This is a genomic window from Streptomyces sp. NPDC001373 (assembly GCF_042895815.1).
Taxonomy (GTDB): Bacteria; Actinomycetota; Actinomycetes; order Streptomycetales; family Streptomycetaceae; genus Streptomyces.
In genome coordinates this window covers 369735-385626 of the sequence record NZ_JBIAWQ010000007.1, presented here as the reverse complement: position 1 = coordinate 385626, position 15892 = coordinate 369735, and the positions used below count along the sequence as shown (strand labels likewise).

The 15892-nt window shown below is 73.9% G+C and carries 10 protein-coding genes and 1 pseudogene; 3 read left to right on the top strand and 8 right to left on the bottom strand.

Annotated elements, in window-relative coordinates:
• Positions 1-68 precede the first annotated feature (68 nt).
• Positions 69-167 (bottom strand): annotated as a pseudogene (locus ACFY15_RS19240) (methyltransferase); the annotation flags it as partial.
• Positions 140-580, bottom strand: coding sequence for a GntR family transcriptional regulator (locus ACFY15_RS19235; RefSeq protein WP_390686416.1), 441 nt, complete (start codon positions 578-580; stop codon positions 140-142). The pseudogene ACFY15_RS19240 and the gene ACFY15_RS19235, both read right to left, overlap by 28 nt.
• A 252-nt stretch (positions 581-832) precedes the next feature.
• Between ACFY15_RS19235 and ACFY15_RS19230 the strand changes: the two genes are divergently transcribed.
• Positions 833-3919, top strand: a complete 3087-nt coding sequence (locus tag ACFY15_RS19230; RefSeq protein WP_390825809.1) for a serine hydrolase — start codon at positions 833-835, stop codon at positions 3917-3919.
• Positions 3920-4607: 688 nt separating this feature from the next.
• A complete protein-coding gene (locus tag ACFY15_RS19225) occupies positions 4608-6194 on the top strand; it encodes a phospholipase (RefSeq protein WP_390686418.1) in 1587 nt (528 codons plus the stop codon).
• A gap of 24 nt (positions 6195-6218) precedes the next feature.
• On the opposite strand, the gene ACFY15_RS19220 is transcribed toward ACFY15_RS19225, so the two are convergent.
• From ACFY15_RS19220 to ACFY15_RS19195, 6 genes are all read right to left on the bottom strand, one after another.
• Positions 6219-6611 (bottom strand): hypothetical protein, encoded by a 393-nt coding sequence (locus tag ACFY15_RS19220; RefSeq protein WP_042810124.1) that lies wholly within the window; start codon positions 6609-6611, stop codon positions 6219-6221.
• 325 nt (positions 6612-6936) lie between these two features.
• Complete coding sequence (locus ACFY15_RS19215) at positions 6937-7860, bottom strand: MurR/RpiR family transcriptional regulator (protein ID WP_390686419.1); 924 nt, start codon at positions 7858-7860, stop codon at positions 6937-6939.
• A 130-nt stretch (positions 7861-7990) separates the two neighbouring features.
• On the bottom strand, positions 7991-8791 hold the full coding sequence (locus ACFY15_RS19210; RefSeq protein WP_390686420.1) for a hypothetical protein: 801 nt from the start codon (positions 8789-8791) through the stop codon (positions 7991-7993).
• Positions 8791-10056: a VWA domain-containing protein gene (locus tag ACFY15_RS19205; RefSeq protein WP_390686421.1), complete on the bottom strand. Its 1266-nt coding sequence runs from the start codon at positions 10054-10056 to the stop codon at positions 8791-8793. The genes ACFY15_RS19210 and ACFY15_RS19205 overlap by 1 nt, the downstream gene beginning before the upstream one ends.
• 110 nt (positions 10057-10166) lie before the next feature.
• Positions 10167-11363 (bottom strand): cytochrome P450, encoded by a 1197-nt coding sequence (locus tag ACFY15_RS19200; RefSeq protein WP_390686422.1) that lies wholly within the window; start codon positions 11361-11363, stop codon positions 10167-10169.
• Positions 11364-11445: 82 nt separating this feature from the next.
• Positions 11446-13683: a HelD family protein gene (locus ACFY15_RS19195; RefSeq protein WP_390686715.1), complete on the bottom strand. Its 2238-nt coding sequence runs from the start codon at positions 13681-13683 to the stop codon at positions 11446-11448.
• A 339-nt stretch (positions 13684-14022) separates the two neighbouring features.
• Between ACFY15_RS19195 and ACFY15_RS19190 the strand changes: the two genes are divergently transcribed.
• Positions 14023-15855 carry a galactose oxidase-like domain-containing protein gene (locus ACFY15_RS19190; RefSeq protein WP_390686423.1) on the top strand — a complete coding sequence of 611 codons (1833 nt, stop codon included), beginning with the start codon at positions 14023-14025 and terminating at the stop codon, positions 15853-15855.
• Positions 15856-15892: the final 37 nt, after the last annotated feature.

Below are 15892 nucleotides of genomic sequence, written 5' to 3'. Positions count from 1 at the left end.
TACCACGGGCACCCTGTCCGGGAATCGGCGTTTGCCTCTCCCCCGGACAGGGCAGCGTTCCGGGCCGGTCAGCGGGCGGTGACGCGGATCTTGGACTGGCCGTGGCCGAGGGTCTCCCAGTCGTCCATGAACCGGGCCTTCAGCCCGTGCCGGGCCGCGAGGTCGACGTGTCCTCTCTTGACGGTCCGGGCCCGGGCCCGGAGGGGGTGAAGCTTTCGTCCACGACGGCCGCGATGAGCGCCGTGACGTCCTCGCGGCCCAGGCCGGCCTCGCGGGCCCGGACCATCCAGTCGGCGAGCGCGGTGCGCAGCGGCGAGTCCGCCGCCGTCTGGGGGTGGGAGAGCGAGCGCCGTACGAACGTGCCGGCGCCCGGGCGGGGTTCGACGAGGCCCTCACGCTCCAGTTCCCGGTACGCCTTGAGGACGGTGTTGGGGTTGATCGCGGTGGCCGCGACCACCTCACGGGCCGTCGGCAGGCGGTCGCCCGGCTCCAGCACGCCCAGGCGCAGGGCCTGTTCGACCTGGTTGACGAGTTGCAGATAGGTGGCGACGCCGCTGCGCCGGTCCACGCGGAACTCCATACTCCCCTTCCTGCACTATTCCACTAACATGTTAGTGGAATAGTGCAGCGAATGTGAGTGATCGTCAAACCCGTTGCGGGGGGGGGCGGCGGTGGCGGACGGATTGCGGAGTATGACCGAACGGTCACAGCCGTCCGGGCGCGGAACGCGGCGGCCGGGTTGGACATCTAGGTGATCAGCGGGCCGGAAGCGCCCGCGCCGACATGACGGCGAGACCGGCGGAGCCGGGTGCGAACAGCAAGGTGGGCGTGGATGAAGGCGGAATCGGTGGCGGACGGCGGCGGAACGGGCGACACCCTCGCCCTGACCGGGCGCGAACGGGCCGCCGCCCTGGCCGGGCGCGGGCGGAGCGACACCGACGGGCGGGAGCCGGCGGGAGCGGAGGCGGGGTCGCACACCGCTTCCGGGGGAGAGCGGGCGGCCGGCGGCGACCGGAAGGCCACGACGTCGACCGCCGGCCCGGCCGAGGACACCGCCGCGGCACGGGAGTCCCAGGACGACCCGGACCCGGACACCACCTCCGGCAAGGACCGCACCACACGGGACGAGCCCGGCTCGGTGCGCACCGACGCCCATGACGGGAACGGGGCCGTGACGGAGGGCTCCCGGTCCCCCCGGGCCGACATGTCCGCCCCCGGAACCGCTCCGGAAGCCGCCGCCACCGGGCCGGTCGAGACCCGGCCCCGGACGGAGGAGCCCCGGCCCGGCGTCGCGGACGGGGACGGGGACGGGAACGAGGACGCCGCGAAGGGCTCCCCGGCCGCCGGGGCCGACACCGCCGGGGCCGGAACCCCGGCCGAGCCGGAGCAGGACGACGCGGACGACTCCGAGGAGGCGGACACCGCCGCGGAGGCGGACACTCTCGACGGTGAAGCCCCCGACACGCCTGAACCCGCTGACGCGGAGGCCGCGGCCGGGGCGCCCTCCCCCGCACCGGGGGACTCCGCCCGGTCCGGCACCCCCGGCCGGAACGCGGCCGGCGGGCGCGCGTCCGCGCAGGACCGCCTGCGTCACACGCAGGACGGCACCACCGGCGAGGGAACCCCTGGCGACCCCGGGCCCGGGGCTGCGGAGCGGCGCACCTCCGCGGCGCCGGAACCCCGGGCCGCCCGGTCCGGCACCCCCGGCCGGGAGAGCCCGGCGCGCCCCGTGCCCGGGGCAGCCGCCGCAGGCGCGGACTCCGCCGCAGAGGACGAGTCCTCCACCGCGCGGCCCCGCACCCGCGACGGGGAGAACCCGGCCGAGGCCGGTCAGCAGGGCACGGACCCCGGCGACCGCGTCGGGCGCGCCGGCGTCCCGGGCCCGCAGCGAACCGGCGGGGCCGACGCGGCGCAGCCGGCTGCGCCGGCCTCCCCCGCCGCCGGCCCGGGCACCGCACCCGCACGCCGTCCCTCCTGGGCGAAGCGGGACGACCGTACGCAGGCGGACGAGGCCCCGGCGCGTGCCGCCGCCGACCCCCGCACCTCGGCCTGGGGACGGCCCACGGACGACGACGCTGCGCGGAAACGTTCCGGCGGCGGTGGGTCAACCGCGGCCACGGGCAAGGGGGGCACGGAGCCGGCGACCGCCGACGAGGACGCGGCCGAGCGGCGCCCCTCCTGGGCGAAAGGCGGCGACGAGCCACAGAAGGACGACGGAACCCCGGCCGCCGGGCAGGCCCCGGACGACGCCGGTCCGTCCGGTGTACCCACCTCCCGGGAGGAGCCCGAGGACGACGGGACGGACACGGGATCCGGGGACCGGCCGACGGCCGAGGTCGCCGCCCCGGCTCCCGAGGCCGGGGCGGACGCACCGAAGGCGGCAGGCCGGCCGGGGACCGGTGCCGGCGGCCGGAAGCCGGCCGCCGGCGCGGCTCCCGCCCGGCGGGACCCGAAGGGCGGCGCGGAGACCACCCGCGCGGCAGCGGCGCCGCCTCACGACCCCGAGCGCACCAGCGAGTTCGTCGCGCTCAAGGACCCCGACGCCGTCGGGCCGAAGCCCACGCCCACCCCAGCCCGCACTCCCGCACCGCCGGCCCTCGAACCCACCCGTGAGACCCCGCGTCCGCCCCTCGATCTGCTCGCCGAGCTCACCAACACCGCTCCCCCGCCGGAGACCCCGCGCCGCACCCTCACGCGGCGCGTCAAGGTGTGGACCCCGATCGTGCTGCTGCTCGGCGCCGCCGTCGCCGGGGGCCAGATGCTGCGCCCGCTGCCCGCCCCTCGGCTCGTCGCCGCGCAGGACTCGCTCACCCTGGACGGCACGACCTCCATCCCCTGGCCGGCCAAGGGCCAGGCGGCCGTCCGCGTCCCGGGTTCGGGCGACATCGGCACGTTCGGCGAGCAGAAGCCGGTGCCGACCGCCAGCGTGGGCAAGGTGATGACGGCGTACGTCATCCTGAAGAACCACCCGCTGCGCAAGAACGACCCGGGCCCCCGTATCGAGGTCGACGCGCAGGCTGCCGCCGAGGGCAACTCGGAGAACGAGTCGCGGATCAAGAGCCTCACCGTCGGGCAGAAGTTCAGCGAGCAGGACATGCTGAAGATGATGATGATCCCGTCCGCCAACAACATAGCCCGCCTGCTGGCCCGTTGGGACAGCGGGAGCGAGGCGGCCTTCGTCGCGAAGATGAACGCCGCCGCGAAGGAACTCGGGATGCGGGACACCGCCTACACGGACCCGAGCGGCCTGCACTCCGGCACCGTCAGCACCGCCGTCGACCAGCTCAGGCTGGCGGAGGCGGTGATGCAGGAGGAGGCGTTCCGGGCGATCGTGGCGACACCCGACACCAGGATCGAGGGGCTGCCCGACCCGATCATCAACAACAACACCCTGCTCTCGGCCCGCGGTCTGAGCAACAAGGGCATCAAGACGGGGTCCAGCACCCCCGCCGGCGGCACCCTGATGTGGGCCGCGTACAAGACGGTGGACGGTGAGACCCCGCTGATCCTCGGCACGATGATGGACCAGCACGCGGGGGGCCCGGACCCCGACGCGCGTGACAGCCTCGCCCTGGTGCTGGAGAACAGCCGCAAGGTCATCGAGGCGGTACGGACGGCCCTCGCCACCGCCCCCGCGATCCGCAAGGGGCAGACGGTCGGCTACGTCTCCGACGGTCTCGGCGGCCGGACCCCGCTCGTCGCGGCCAGGGACCTCCCGGTGATCGGCGTCCCCGGCCAGCGGCTGCGGCTCGCGCTCGGTACGGCCGGCGGGAAGCCCGTCCCGCACGAGGCCAAGGCAGGCACGGAGGTGGGCGTGCTGACCGTGGGCGACGGTCCGGGCGCGAAGACCGTCCCGGTGGCGGTGGGCACGAAGCTCAGGGAGCCGTCGTTCGGCACCCGGGTCACCCGTCTCTCCTGACGCCCCGGGCGATCCAGCCCCGGTGCCCGCGTCCGTGCGGGCACCGGGGCCGACCCGGCAGCACCACCCGCACGAACTGCCGGGCGGTACCGTCCTCGTGGTCGACGACGGGACGCATCGGAACACGGCCTCGGTGCCGTACTCGCGGGTGCAGGAGCTGGATCCGGCCACCGGCAAGGAGGTCTGGCCGTACGAGGACAACCCGCCGCAGAACTTCTACAGCCCGTACACGCCCAGCGCGCAGCGACTGCCCGACGGGAACACCTTCCTCCCGGAGGGCTCCTTCGGACGACTCTTCGACGTGACGCCGGAAGATGGCGTGGTCTGGGAGTTCGTCGTCCCGGAGTCGGTTTCTCCAGTGAGGGCACGGGCCCGGAGTCCTCGCGCGGCGCGCGGAACTCGGGGTTTCACTCCTACCACCACTCCGCCGCGCAGATCCCCCGGCCCTGACGGCCCCGCAGCGGACGAGCACATTCCACCGGCGGGATCCAGCCACCCGGGTCCCGCCGGCCGGCGGCGGGCCGCCCTGCGGGGAGCGGGCGGCGGCCGGGGGACGTGGCCGGAAGCCGACCAGCCTGGATGAACAGCACCTTACGGGCTGGTAACTTGCGCGAGTTGATCAAGGCCGGAGCACGGCTCCCTCCCGGTGCCGCCCGGCCCGAGCCACCCCCATCTGCAAGGAACCACATTGGCACGCACCGTCCGCACGACGGCCCTCTCGCTCACGCTCTCCTTCGCCCTGCTCCCCGCCGCCCCGGCCTTCGCCGACTCCCCCACCCCGCACCTGGACTCCGTCGAGCAGGCCGTGCGCCAGGTCTCCCCCGGGCTGGAGGGCTCGGTCTGGGAGCGCACCTCGGGCAACCGCCTCGGCGCCTCCGCGCCGGGCGGCTCCGACTGGCTGCTCCAGACGCCCGGCTGCTGGGGCGACCCCTCCTGCACGGACCGCCCGGGCTCGCGCCGGCTGCTCGACAAGATGCGCGAGGACATCTCGAAGGCCAGGCAGAGCGTGGACATATCCACGCTGGCGCCGTTCCCCAACGGGGCCTTCCAGGACGCGATCGTGGCCGGCCTGAAGGAGTCGGTGCGCCAGGGCAACCGCCTCCAGGTGCGCGTCCTGGTCGGCGCCGCGCCGATCTACCACGCCAACGTGATCCCGTCCTCCTACCGCGACGAGCTGGTCTCCAAGCTGGGCCCGGCCGCGGCGAACGTCACCCTCAACGTGGCCTCGATGACGACCTCGAAGACCGGCTTCTCCTGGAACCACTCCAAGCTGGTGGTCGTCGACGGCGGCACGGTGATCACCGGCGGCATCAACAGCTGGAAGGACGACTACCTCGACACCGCGCACCCGGTGAACGACGTCGACCTGGCGCTGTCGGGTCCGGCGGCGGGCTCCGCCGGCCGCTACCTCGACACCCTGTGGGACTGGACCTGCCGCAACAAGAGCAGCTGGGCCAGCGTCTGGTTCGCCTCCACCGACAACACCGGCTGCCTGCCGACCCTGCCCCGGCCCGCCGCCCCGGCCGGCGGCGGCGACGTCCCCGCCCTCGCGGTCGGCGGCCTCGGCGTCGGCATCCGCCAGAGCGACCCGGCCTCGGCGTTCAACCCGGTCCTGCCGACGGCGTCCGACACCAAGTGCGGCGTCGGGGTGCACGACTACACCAACGCCGACCGGGACTACGACACGGTCAACCCGGAGGAGAGCGCCCTGCGCGCGCTGGCCGCCAGCGCCAGGGACCACGTCGAGATCTCCCAGCAGGACGTCCACGCGACCTGCCCGCCGCTGCCCCGCTACGACGTCCGCCTCTACGACACCCTCGCCGCGAAGCTGGCGGCCGGGGTCAAGGTGCGCATCGTCGTGAGCGACCCGGCCAACCGCGGCGCGGTCGGCAGCGGCGGCTACTCGCAGATCAAGTCGCTGAACGAGGTGAGCGACGCGCTGCGCGGCCGCCTGACGGTGCTGACCGGCGACGAGCGCAAGTCGAAGACGGCGATGTGCCAGAACCTCCAGCTGGCGACCGCCCGCGCCGCCGACGCGCCGACGTGGGCCGACGGCAAGCCGTACGCCCAGCACCACAAGCTGGTCTCGGTGGACGACGCGGCCTTCTACATCGGTTCGAAGAACCTGTACCCGTCCTGGCTCCAGGACTTCGGCTACGTCATCGAGAGCCCGTCCGCCGCGCGCCAGCTGGCCGACTCGCTGCTGGCGCCGCAGTGGAAGTACTCGCAGGCGACCGCGACGTACGACTACGCGCGCGGCCTCTGCCAGGCCTGACGGCCCGTCCCCCGTCGCCTCGGGTCAGCGCCTGCGCTGGCCCGGGGCGGCGGCCGCCCCCAGGAGCGCCTCGGAGACCAGCCGCGCACCCCGCGCCAGCCGGCTGAGCTGTTCGAGCTCGATGGCGTACATCCTGATCGTGTTCTCGATCACCGTCTCGGCGACGCCCATCGTCGGCAGCTCGGCCCGGCTGGTCTGCAGGGCCACGCGGACCGCGCGCATCTCGTGCTGGAGCTGGAGCTGGACGTGCCGGGCGAGGAGGGCGTGGTGACGGGTCAGCGTCAGGTAGCTGCCGTAGCGGGCCGGGAGGAGGTCCCGCAGCCACCGCGTGGCGGTGCGTTCCCAGTCGTGCGTGCCGGGGGCCTTGACCTGGAGGGGCCAGTCCGGGCTGCGCGTGAGGGTGGCCGTCTGGAGCATTCTCGTCACTTCCGAGGGGTGTGGAACTCTGATCGAGAGACTTCTTGAAGGGGGGCGGCCTCGGTCCAGGGGTTGACCGAGGCCGCCGGGGCGCTCCTCCGGGGGATCCGTTGGCCCTGACCCGACACCCGGTCCCGCCGTGAGGAGGATCGGCGTACTGGGTGTCCGTTCGAGGTGGACGTGGGGAACGTCCGCCTTGGCGTCTGAGGGATCCGGAGCGCCTGCGTCAGTAAACATATATACCGTCGAGTAAGCAAGGGTATGAAAAATTTCATGCATACCCCGGGCGTGAATATCTCCGGTTCACGCCAGGTGAAATCCACCCCTACAGGAAGAAACCGTGCTGGTCGGCGGCCTGCTCGTACTGTTCGAGCCGCGCCTGGGTCCGCTCGGGGTCCGCGTCCGCCATCGCCTGGAGCAGGGCCGCGGAGAGCATGCCGGGGGCCGCGTAGGAGTCGAAGACCAGCCGTGATCCGGTGCCGGCGGTCAGCACCACGTCGGCCTCCTCCACCAGCGGGCCCACCGTGGGGTCCGTGATCAGGACCACACTCAGCCCGGTACTGCGGGCCGCCCGCAGCGCGGCCAGGGTCTCGTTGGCGTGCCGGGGCATCGCGAAGGCCAGCACCCAGCTGCCGCCCGCCGCCCGCGACTGGAGCAGGGCGTCGTAGGCCACGCTGCCGCCCCGCGTCACCAGGCGCACGTCGGGGTGGATGCGGCGGGCCGCGTACGCGAAGTACTCGGCGAGGGAGACGGAGATCCGCAGGCCCAGCACGGTCAGCGGGACCGAGCGGGCCAGCTCGCGGCCGATGCCGAGCACCTGGTTGGTGTCGGCGAGCAGGCGCCGCACGCTCTCCAGGTTCTCGATCTCTGCGTCGACGGCGGCCTGGAGCTCGTTGTGGCGGATCTGCTCCCGGGTGTCGGGGGTGCCGCGGGCCACGGCGCTCAGCGCCAGCGGCTGGAGCACCTCGCGCAGGGCCGGATAGCCGCTGAACCCGAGGGAGGCGGCGAACCGGGTCACCGAGGGCTGGCTCACCCCGACCCGCTCCGCGAGTTCGGTGATGGACAGGAACGCGGCCTCGGTGAGGTGGTCGACCAGGTACTGGGCGATCCGCCGCTGGCCCGGGGAGAGCCGGCGGCCGTCGAAGAGCGCCAGGAGCCGGTCGGCCGGCGGCCTCTCCTGCTCCTGCGGCGGACTCTGGCTCGGCGTGATCGCGGCCGCCTGCGCGCGTGCCTGCTGCCCCGATGACACCGGCGGCCTCCTTCTCACGTCACTCTGCCTCCAACATAGCCCACGCTCCGTGGCCGGCTGATCGTCCGGCGCGGTACGGGGTCCCGCGCGGGTGCGCCGCACCGGTACCGCGTACCGGTGCGGCGCACACTCAGCCCCGCGGTCGGGCCGGGCGGCCCGAACCCCTGGTCAGGGAGTACCCGTAGAGCCCCGCCAGGGCCGCGAGCACCCCGCCCGCGGCGGTCCACAGCCAGCGGTCGGACCACCAGCCGCCGGACCAGCCGCTCTCCGGCGCGCGCGCCTCGCGCTGCTGCTCCGAGGCGCCCTCGATGCCCGGGACCAGCGGCTCGGCCAGGGCCGCGTCGACCGCCTGCGCCCCGCCGGTCTCCTTCACGTCGGCCTCGACCTGCGCCTTGAAGGGCAGGCCGTGGTCGTCCTCGGGGACGCCGACGACGGTCAGACGGACGTAGTAGCTGCCCGGCAGCGGGTCGTTCGACCACGTCTCGGCGCCGGAGCGGACCGTCCGCAGCGTGCAGGAGAGTTCCACGGTGGGGGCTTCCCTGGCCACCGCCACGTGCTGGTTGCCGTACGTGCAGGGCTGCCGGCGGCGCAGGCCGTCGTACACGTCGAGCTGCCAGGTCTGCGCGCCGTGCCGGGCGGCGGACTCGGGGAGGGTGACCGCGGCGCGCACGGTGAGCCGCTGGCCGGTGTCGGCGGGCACCGCCCAGTACAGGTAGTCGCCGGTGGACGCCGAGGCGGTGGCCTTCTGGCCCGGCCGGAACAGGGCCGCGGTACGGAAGCCGGTGCCGGCCTCGGTGGGCGCGGCGCCGTCCTTGCCGGTGCCCCCGCCCGCGCTGGGGACCGGGCTCGGGGCCGCGACGGCGGCGGCCGCCGGGACGAGCAGGGCGGCGCCGGCGAGCAGGGCCGCGGCGAGGGTGCGTACGGTACGCATCAGTTGGTCCTCCAGACGGAGATGCGCCAGCGCGAGATCCAGCCCCAGACCAGCCCGGCCAGCAGGCCGGTCAGGACCAGCAGGCCGATCAGCCACCAGCCGCGGCCGAGGCCGAAGGAGGCCACGTCGGAGCCCTCGTCCGGGCCGTCGACCAGGTCGACGGTCAGCTCGACGGGCATACCGGGGGCGGTCTTGACGGCCGGGCCGGCGGAGAAGGAGTTGCCGACCTGGAGGCAGACGGTCTCCGGCTTCGCGTCCTCGTCCCCGTCCGCCTCCGCCTTCGGGTAGCGCAGGCCGGTGGAGATCACGTCGGTGCGGCCGTCCCCGGCCTCCGAGCCGCGGACGATCTCCCGCCCGTGCACGGTGGTCGCGCGCAGCAGGATCCCGTAGTCGTTGTTGACGGCCCGGTCGGCGCCGATGCTGACCGAGGCGCGCAGCTCCTGGCCGGGGCGGACGTCGACCTTGTACCAGCGGTGCTCGCCGAAGGTCTCGCGGTCGCTGTAGAGGCCGGACTTGAGGGCCGGGGCGGCCTCGCAGCTCTTGGCTCCCTCGGCGGCCACGGGGGTGGCGACCGGGTCGGCGGCCCGGTGGACGAGTTGTCTGACCCTGCCGGAGAGTTCGGCGGTGTGCGCCACGGAGGTGTAGGTGCCTCCGGTGGCCTCCGCGATGCAGGTCAGCTGGGCCCGGGTCTTGGCGTCGGGGACGAGTCCCAGCGTGTCCACGACGAGGTGGATACCCTTGGCGGCGATGTCGCGGGCCACTTCGCAGGGGTCGAGCGGGGCGCAGGTGTCCTCGCCATCGGTGATGAGCACGATCCGGCGGGTGGCGTTGCCCCCGTCGAGGTCCTGGGCGGCCGCCTGGAGGGCGGGGCCGATGGGCGTCCAGCCGGTGGGGGCGAGGGTGGCGACGGCGGTCTTGGCCTCGGTGCGGTTGACCGTGCCGACGGGGTAGAGCTGCTTGGTGTCCTTGCAGCCCAGTGCCCGGTCCTCGCCCGGGTAGGTGGCGCCCAGAGTCCTTATGCCCAGGCGGACTTCGTCGGGCACCGCGTCCAGGACCTCGTTGAAGGCCTGCTTGGCCGCGGCCATACGGGACTGGCCGTCGATGTCGTTGGCGCGCATGGAGCCGCTGACGTCGAGCACGAGCTCGACCTTGGGCGGTTCCTTCGCCGGGCCGTCGGCAGCGGCGGCGGTCTGCGGGAAGAGTCCCGCGGTCAAGGCGACGAACAGGCCGCAGGCCCCGGCCGCCAGCCGATTTCTTGTGATCATCGCCGGATCGTATTGAGGATCCGGTGGGCAGTCCAAACCGTGTTCGGTGACCGGGATCCGCCCCGGCCCGGCCGGTGCGGCCGGGCCGGGGCGTCTTCCCGGCGGAGGGACTACCAGCGGACGGGCAGGCGGCTCACCCCGTGCATCAGTGCTCCCGGGAGCCACTCCAGGGGGCCGCCGGCCGGATCCAGCGCCAGGTCCGGAAAGCGTTCCAGCAGGCCGCGGACGGCGATGCGGCCCTCCATCCGGGCGAGCGGGGCGCCGATGCAGAAGTGCAGGCCGTGCCCGAAGGCGAGGTGGCCGCCGGAGGGGCGGCGGATGTCGAACACGTCGGGCTCGGCGAAGCGTTCGGGGTCGCGGTCGGCTCCGGCCAGCGAGACCAGGACGGCCTGGCCGGCCGGAATGACCACCCCACCGATCTCCACGTCCTCGGCGGTGTAGCGGTAGGTGGAGTTCTGCACGGGGCCGTCGTAGCGGAGCATCTCCTCCACGGCCCCGCCCAGCAGCCCGTCGTAGTCGGCGCGCAGGTCGGCCAGCTGCTCGGGGTGCGCGAGGAGGGCCCGTACGCCGTTGGAGATGAGGTTGACGGTGGTCTCGTGCCCGGCGACCAGCAGCAGGAAGGCCATGCCGATCAGTTCGTCGGGGGAGAGCTGGTCGCCGTCCTCGGCGCGGGTGCGGATCAGCGCGCTGAGCAGGTCGTCCCCCGGGGTCTGGGCCTTGGCCGCGACGAGGTCCACGAGATAGGCGCTGAGCTGCCGGTGGGCGGTGTTGTCCAGGGCGCCGGGCTTGGGGGCGACGACGCCGTTGGACCACTCCCGGAAGCGCTCGCGGTCGAGGTCGGGCACGCCGAGCAGTTCGCAGATGACCGTCATCGGCAGCGGGAAGGCCAGGTCCCGGATCAGGTCGGCCGACCGTTCGGGGCGGGCGGCCATCGCGTCCAGCAGCTCGTCGGTGATCTGCTGGACGCGCGGCCGCATCGCCTCCACCCGACGGGCGGTGAACTCCCGGGCCACCAGCCGGCGCAGCCTGGTGTGGTGGGGCGGGTCGGATTCGAGCATGTTCGCGTTGGCGGCGGTGGGCTCGAACTCCGGGAACAAGTCCGTGGCGTGCCAGTCCTTGCGCAGGCCCGGGTGTGTCAGCGCGGCGCGGGCCTCCTCGTAGCCGACGACGAGCCAGTACGGCTCGGACAGGCGGGTGTTCGGGGCACTGACCAAATGGACCGGCCCCGCCGCACGCAGCTTCGCGAAGAAGGAGTGGGGGTCGGCGTCGAAGTCCGGGCTGAGGGGAACGATGTCGGATACGGGCATCTCGCCACACTACGACGGCCAACTCCCGCTCCGCCCACGCGAATCCGGCCACTCACCCGCGTGATTGGCCGGTCCTGACCGGTCAGCCCTCCCGGTCCACGAGCCCGGCCGGGAGACGGCCGGTGTGGACGACGCCCAGGTGCTGGGTGGCGCGGGTGAGGGCGACGTAGAGATCGCTCGGCGCGAACTGCGCGGGCTCGGCCACGATCACGGTGTCGAACTCCAGCCCCTTGGCCTGGCGCGGGTCCAGCAGGACGACGGGCCGGGTGAGGTCCGGCTGCTCTCCGGCCCGTACGCCGGGCAGCGCGGCGGCCAGCGCCGGGTGCAGGGGGCGCGGGGCGATGACGGCGAGCCGCCCCTCGGCGGGGGCGCCGGCGCGCACGCCCTCGGCGACGGCCGCCGCGAGGTTGCCGGCGGAGCGCACCCAGGGCCGGGCGCCGGTGGAGCGCACGGAGCGGGGCGGTTCGAAGCCGGGGTGGTGGGCGCGCAGCACGGCGGCGGCCACCTCCATGATCTCGGCGGGCGTGCGGTAGTTGACGCCGAGCCGTACGCGCTCGTAGCGGTCGCCCACGTAGGGGTCGAGGATCCGCTTCCAGGAGCCGCAGCCCGCCTCGTCGCCGGTCTGCGCCGGGTCGCCGACGAGGGTCATGGAGCGGGTGGGGCAGCGGCGCATCAGCAGCCGCCAGGCCATCTCGGACAGCTCCTGGGCCTCGTCGACGATGACGTGCCCGAAGGCCCAGGTCCGGTCGGCGGCGGCGCGTTCGGCCGTGGTGCGGTGGTCGTCCTCCTCGTGCCGCTCGGCCATCCGCTCGGCGTCGATGACGTCGTGGGCGGCGAGGTACTCCTTCTCCATGTCCTCGAACTCGTAGGACTCCGAGCCGAGGGAGAGGTCCAGAACGCCCTGCGCGTAGGCGACGCGCTCCAGCCGGTCGCGTTCGGCGGCGGCGCGTTCGGCGCTGTCGTCGACGCCGAGGAGCTCGGCGGCCTCGTCGAGCAGCGGGACGTCGGCGGGGGTCCAGCCGTCCGCGCCGGCGGCGGGGCGCCGGATCAGCGCGGCGTCCTCCTCGGAGAGGTGGGTGGGGTCGGCGAGGAACTCGGAGACCAGCTGCCGGGGGGTCAGGTGCGGCCAGAGGGTGTCGATGGCGGCGTGCACGTCGGCGCTGGTGGCGATCTCCTTGCCGAGCTGGGCGACGTCGTCGGGGCCGAGGAGGTTGGGGCCGCCGTAGGGGTCGGCGCCGAGCCGGTCGGCGAGCTGCTCGGTGAGGGCGTCGATGACGGAGAAGGCGAAGTAGGGGCGAGCCAGGTTGTGGGGCAGGCCGGTGGTGCGGGCCCGGTCGCGGGCGGCGTGGGCCATGGTGCGGTCCAGCAGCAGGGTCCCGTAGTCGTCGTGGTCGATCTCCAGGGCGGGCTCGGGGACCAGGTCGTTGTCCTCGCCGCTGCCGGCGGGGACGCCCTCGGGCAGGGTCTGCCGGTCGGCGACCACCCGGGCGAGCACCTCGGCCATGGCGGCGCGGCCCTTGACCTCGGCGGCTCCGGGGCGGTCGGTTCCGGTGGCACGGATCCCGGGGAACAGGTCGCCGGGCGCGGCCAGGAGCACCCCGGTCTCGCCGAGGGAGGGCAGCACCTCCCCGATGTAGCCGAGGAAGGCGGGGTTGGGGCCGACGATCAGCACGCCGCGTTTGCCGAGGAGCTCGCGCTGGGCGTAGAGGAGGTAGGCGGCGCGGTGCAGGGCGACCGCGGTCTTCCCGGTGCCGGGGCCGCCCTCGACGACCAGGACCCCCTGGTGGGGGGAGCGGATGACGCGGTCCTGCTCGGCCTGGATGGTGCGCACGATGTCGTGCATGCGGCCGGTGCGGGCGGCGTCGAGGGCGGCGAGCAGCACGGCGTCGGCGTCGGCGCCCTCGTGGCCGGTGCGCTCCGGGTCGGTGAGGTCGAGGATCTCGTCGTGCAGGGCGGTGACCTGGCGGCCCCGGGTGGTGATGTGGCGCCGGCGGCGCAGGCCCATCGGGACATGGCCGGTCGCGAGGTAGAAGGGCCGGGCGGCGTCGGCGCGCCAGTCGAGGACGAGCGGCGTGCGCTCGGCGTCGTCGCGCCTGATTCCGATGCGGCCGATGTGGTGGTCACGGCCGTCGGAGAACTCGAGGCGGCCGAAACAGAGGCCGTGCTCGGAGGCGTTCAGAGTGGAAAGCAGCCCGGACTGCTCGGCGACCATCACATCGCGTTCCAGCCGCGCCTGGAATCCGTTGCCGTTCTCGGCGAGGGCACCCTTGACGGCGCGTTCGGCCTTGTCCCGCAGGTCTTCGAGGCGCGCGTAGAGCATGTCGATGAATTGCTGCTCGCTCTGGAATTCCTTGTTTGACAATTTCGCTCCCTGCGCGATACGATGTCCCTGCAAAGCTTCGTCACGCCCTCTTTTCATTCTAGGCGTGAATCATCGAATATACGCAAATGCACGCCCCGGACGTCAATTCGTCCAGGGCGTTTTCCGTACGTCCGCAGGCAGGCCGCACGGGCCGTTCCTGGGGGCACCCGTATGAGGCAGTGCGTTCGCGTCATATGAGGCGATATGCGCGTGATCTTCTAACATGGCGACCCTCCCGACCCCTCCCGCCCGGCCGGCCCTCCCGCCCCGGCCGTCGCTCACCGAGGAGCGCGCCGCATGCCCCGAACAGCTCACCGGTCCGCCGCGTCCGCCGCCCTGACGGCCCTGCTGGCCGCCGCACTGGCCGCGAGCTCCCTCCTCTGCGCACCGGCCGCCCGAGCCCACGGCACCGACCAGGAGCACGAGCACGCCGACGCCGAGGCGGCCGCCATCGGCGCCGACCACGCCCGGGCCCACGCCGAGCGGCGCAGCGCCGCCGCGGGCGCCGCCGAGTACCCGCAGGCCACCCGCACCGCGAGCCTGGCCGCGCTGACGAAGTCCCAGGCCGCGGCCAACAAGGCGTTCACCGCCGCCCGCGACGGCCGGTTCGCGGAGTTCTTCCCCTCACCCGACTTCGGGGTCCACCTCGCCCAGCTGCCCACCGGCAAGGTGCTGCTGTTCTCCTTCGAACGCGTCGAGGTGAACCCCACCAAGGAGACCGGCCCCACCGACCGCATCGGCCGGACCAACGCGGGCCGGGCCTTCCTCTGGGATCCGGCCAGGGGCACGGCGGCGCGGGCCTTCAAGGAGGTCCGGCCGCCGACCGTGCTGATGCCGGACGGCACGTACGTCCCGCGCCCCGCGCCGTTCTTCTGTGCCGGGCACGCCTTCCTGCCCAACGGGATGCTGGCGGTCTTCGGCGGCAACGCCGGCGGCAGGGGCGGCAGCGGGGCGAAGCTGTCCTTCGTGTTCGACCCGTGGACCGAGACCTGGTTCCGCAACCGGGACATGTCCGTGGGGCGCTGGTACCCCTCCGTGGTCACCGGGGCCGACGGCCGTCAGACGATCATGTCCGGCCAGTCCGAGCGCGGTACGGGCACCCCCACCCCGGTGGTGGAGCGCTTCCCCGCGAAGGGGCTGCCCGTGCCGTGGCGGACGTTCGACATCCCGGCGGGCATGGCCGTGGATCGGTTCCGGGCGGACGCCCCGTTCCGCAACGACTACCCGCACCTCTTCTCACTGCGCGACGGCATGATCTACGGGCTGGGCCGCGACGCCGACCAGCAGTGGCTGTTCGACCCGGTGAAGGAGACCCGGACCGGCCTGCCCCGGCGCCCGGCGGACTTCCGGGGCTACGGATCGGCCGTGCCGCTCCCGGCGGGGCTGCGCGGACCGGACTCGGTCCTGGTCCTGGGCGGCGACCCGCACGACCCGAACACCTACCGGCTTTCGGGCCGGCGGTGGACCGCCGAGGAGCCCCGGGCCTTCGGCCGCACCCAGGACGACACCCTGATCCTGCCGGACGCCACCCTGCTCACCGTCAACGGCGCCCTGAGCACCCGCGACTACGGCCACGGCCCGTTCAACCCGCAGGCCGACCTCAAGTACCGGCAGACGGAGCTTCGCGACGCCCGCGGCCACTGGCGGCTCGGCCCGGCCCAGCGCCTGCCCCGCGGCTACCACTCCAACGCCCTGGTGATGCCGGACGGCCGGGTGATGGTGACCGGCGACGAACTCCAGCAGATCGCCAACGACCCCGACATCCGGGACGCGATGGACGGCAGCATCGAGATCTACGAGCCCGCCTACCTCCACCAGGGCGGCACCCGGCCCGCCCTGGACCGGGTACCGGCGGGCGAACTCGCCCACGACGCCCTCTTCGAGGTCCGCAGCCGGACCGCCTCCGCCGTCCGGCGGGCCGTCCTGCTGGCGCCGACGACGGTCACCCACGCGGTCAACACCAGCCAGCGGCACCTGGAACTCGCCATCACGGCCGTACGGGGCGACGCGCTCACCCTGCGCACCCCGCCGAGCGCGGCGGACGCCCCGCCCGGCTACTACATGCTGTTCCTCCTGGACGGGCGGGGAGTGCCCAGCACCGCCAAGTGGGTGAAGCTGGGGCACCGGTAGGGCGACCCCGCCCCCGGCGGCCCGGAGCGCCCCGGCC

Coding starts and splice junctions, on each gene's coding strand:
- ACFY15_RS19195 (WP_390686715.1), bottom strand. CDS start 13,683: ATGCTCTACGCGCGCCTCGAAGACCTGCGGGACAAGGCCGAACGCGCC.
- ACFY15_RS19220 (WP_042810124.1), bottom strand. CDS start 6,611: ATGCTCCAGACGGCCACCCTCACGCGCAGCCCGGACTGGCCCCTCCAG.
- ACFY15_RS19200 (WP_390686422.1), bottom strand. CDS start 11,363: ATGCCCGTATCCGACATCGTTCCCCTCAGCCCGGACTTCGACGCCGAC.
- ACFY15_RS19205 (WP_390686421.1), bottom strand. CDS start 10,056: ATGATCACAAGAAATCGGCTGGCGGCCGGGGCCTGCGGCCTGTTCGTC.
- ACFY15_RS19235 (WP_390686416.1), bottom strand. CDS start 580: ATGGAGTTCCGCGTGGACCGGCGCAGCGGCGTCGCCACCTATCTGCAA.
- ACFY15_RS19230 (WP_390825809.1), top strand. CDS start 833: ATGAAGGCGGAATCGGTGGCGGACGGCGGCGGAACGGGCGACACCCTC.
- ACFY15_RS19210 (WP_390686420.1), bottom strand. CDS start 8,791: ATGCGTACCGTACGCACCCTCGCCGCGGCCCTGCTCGCCGGCGCCGCC.
- ACFY15_RS19190 (WP_390686423.1), top strand. CDS start 14,023: ATGCCCCGAACAGCTCACCGGTCCGCCGCGTCCGCCGCCCTGACGGCC.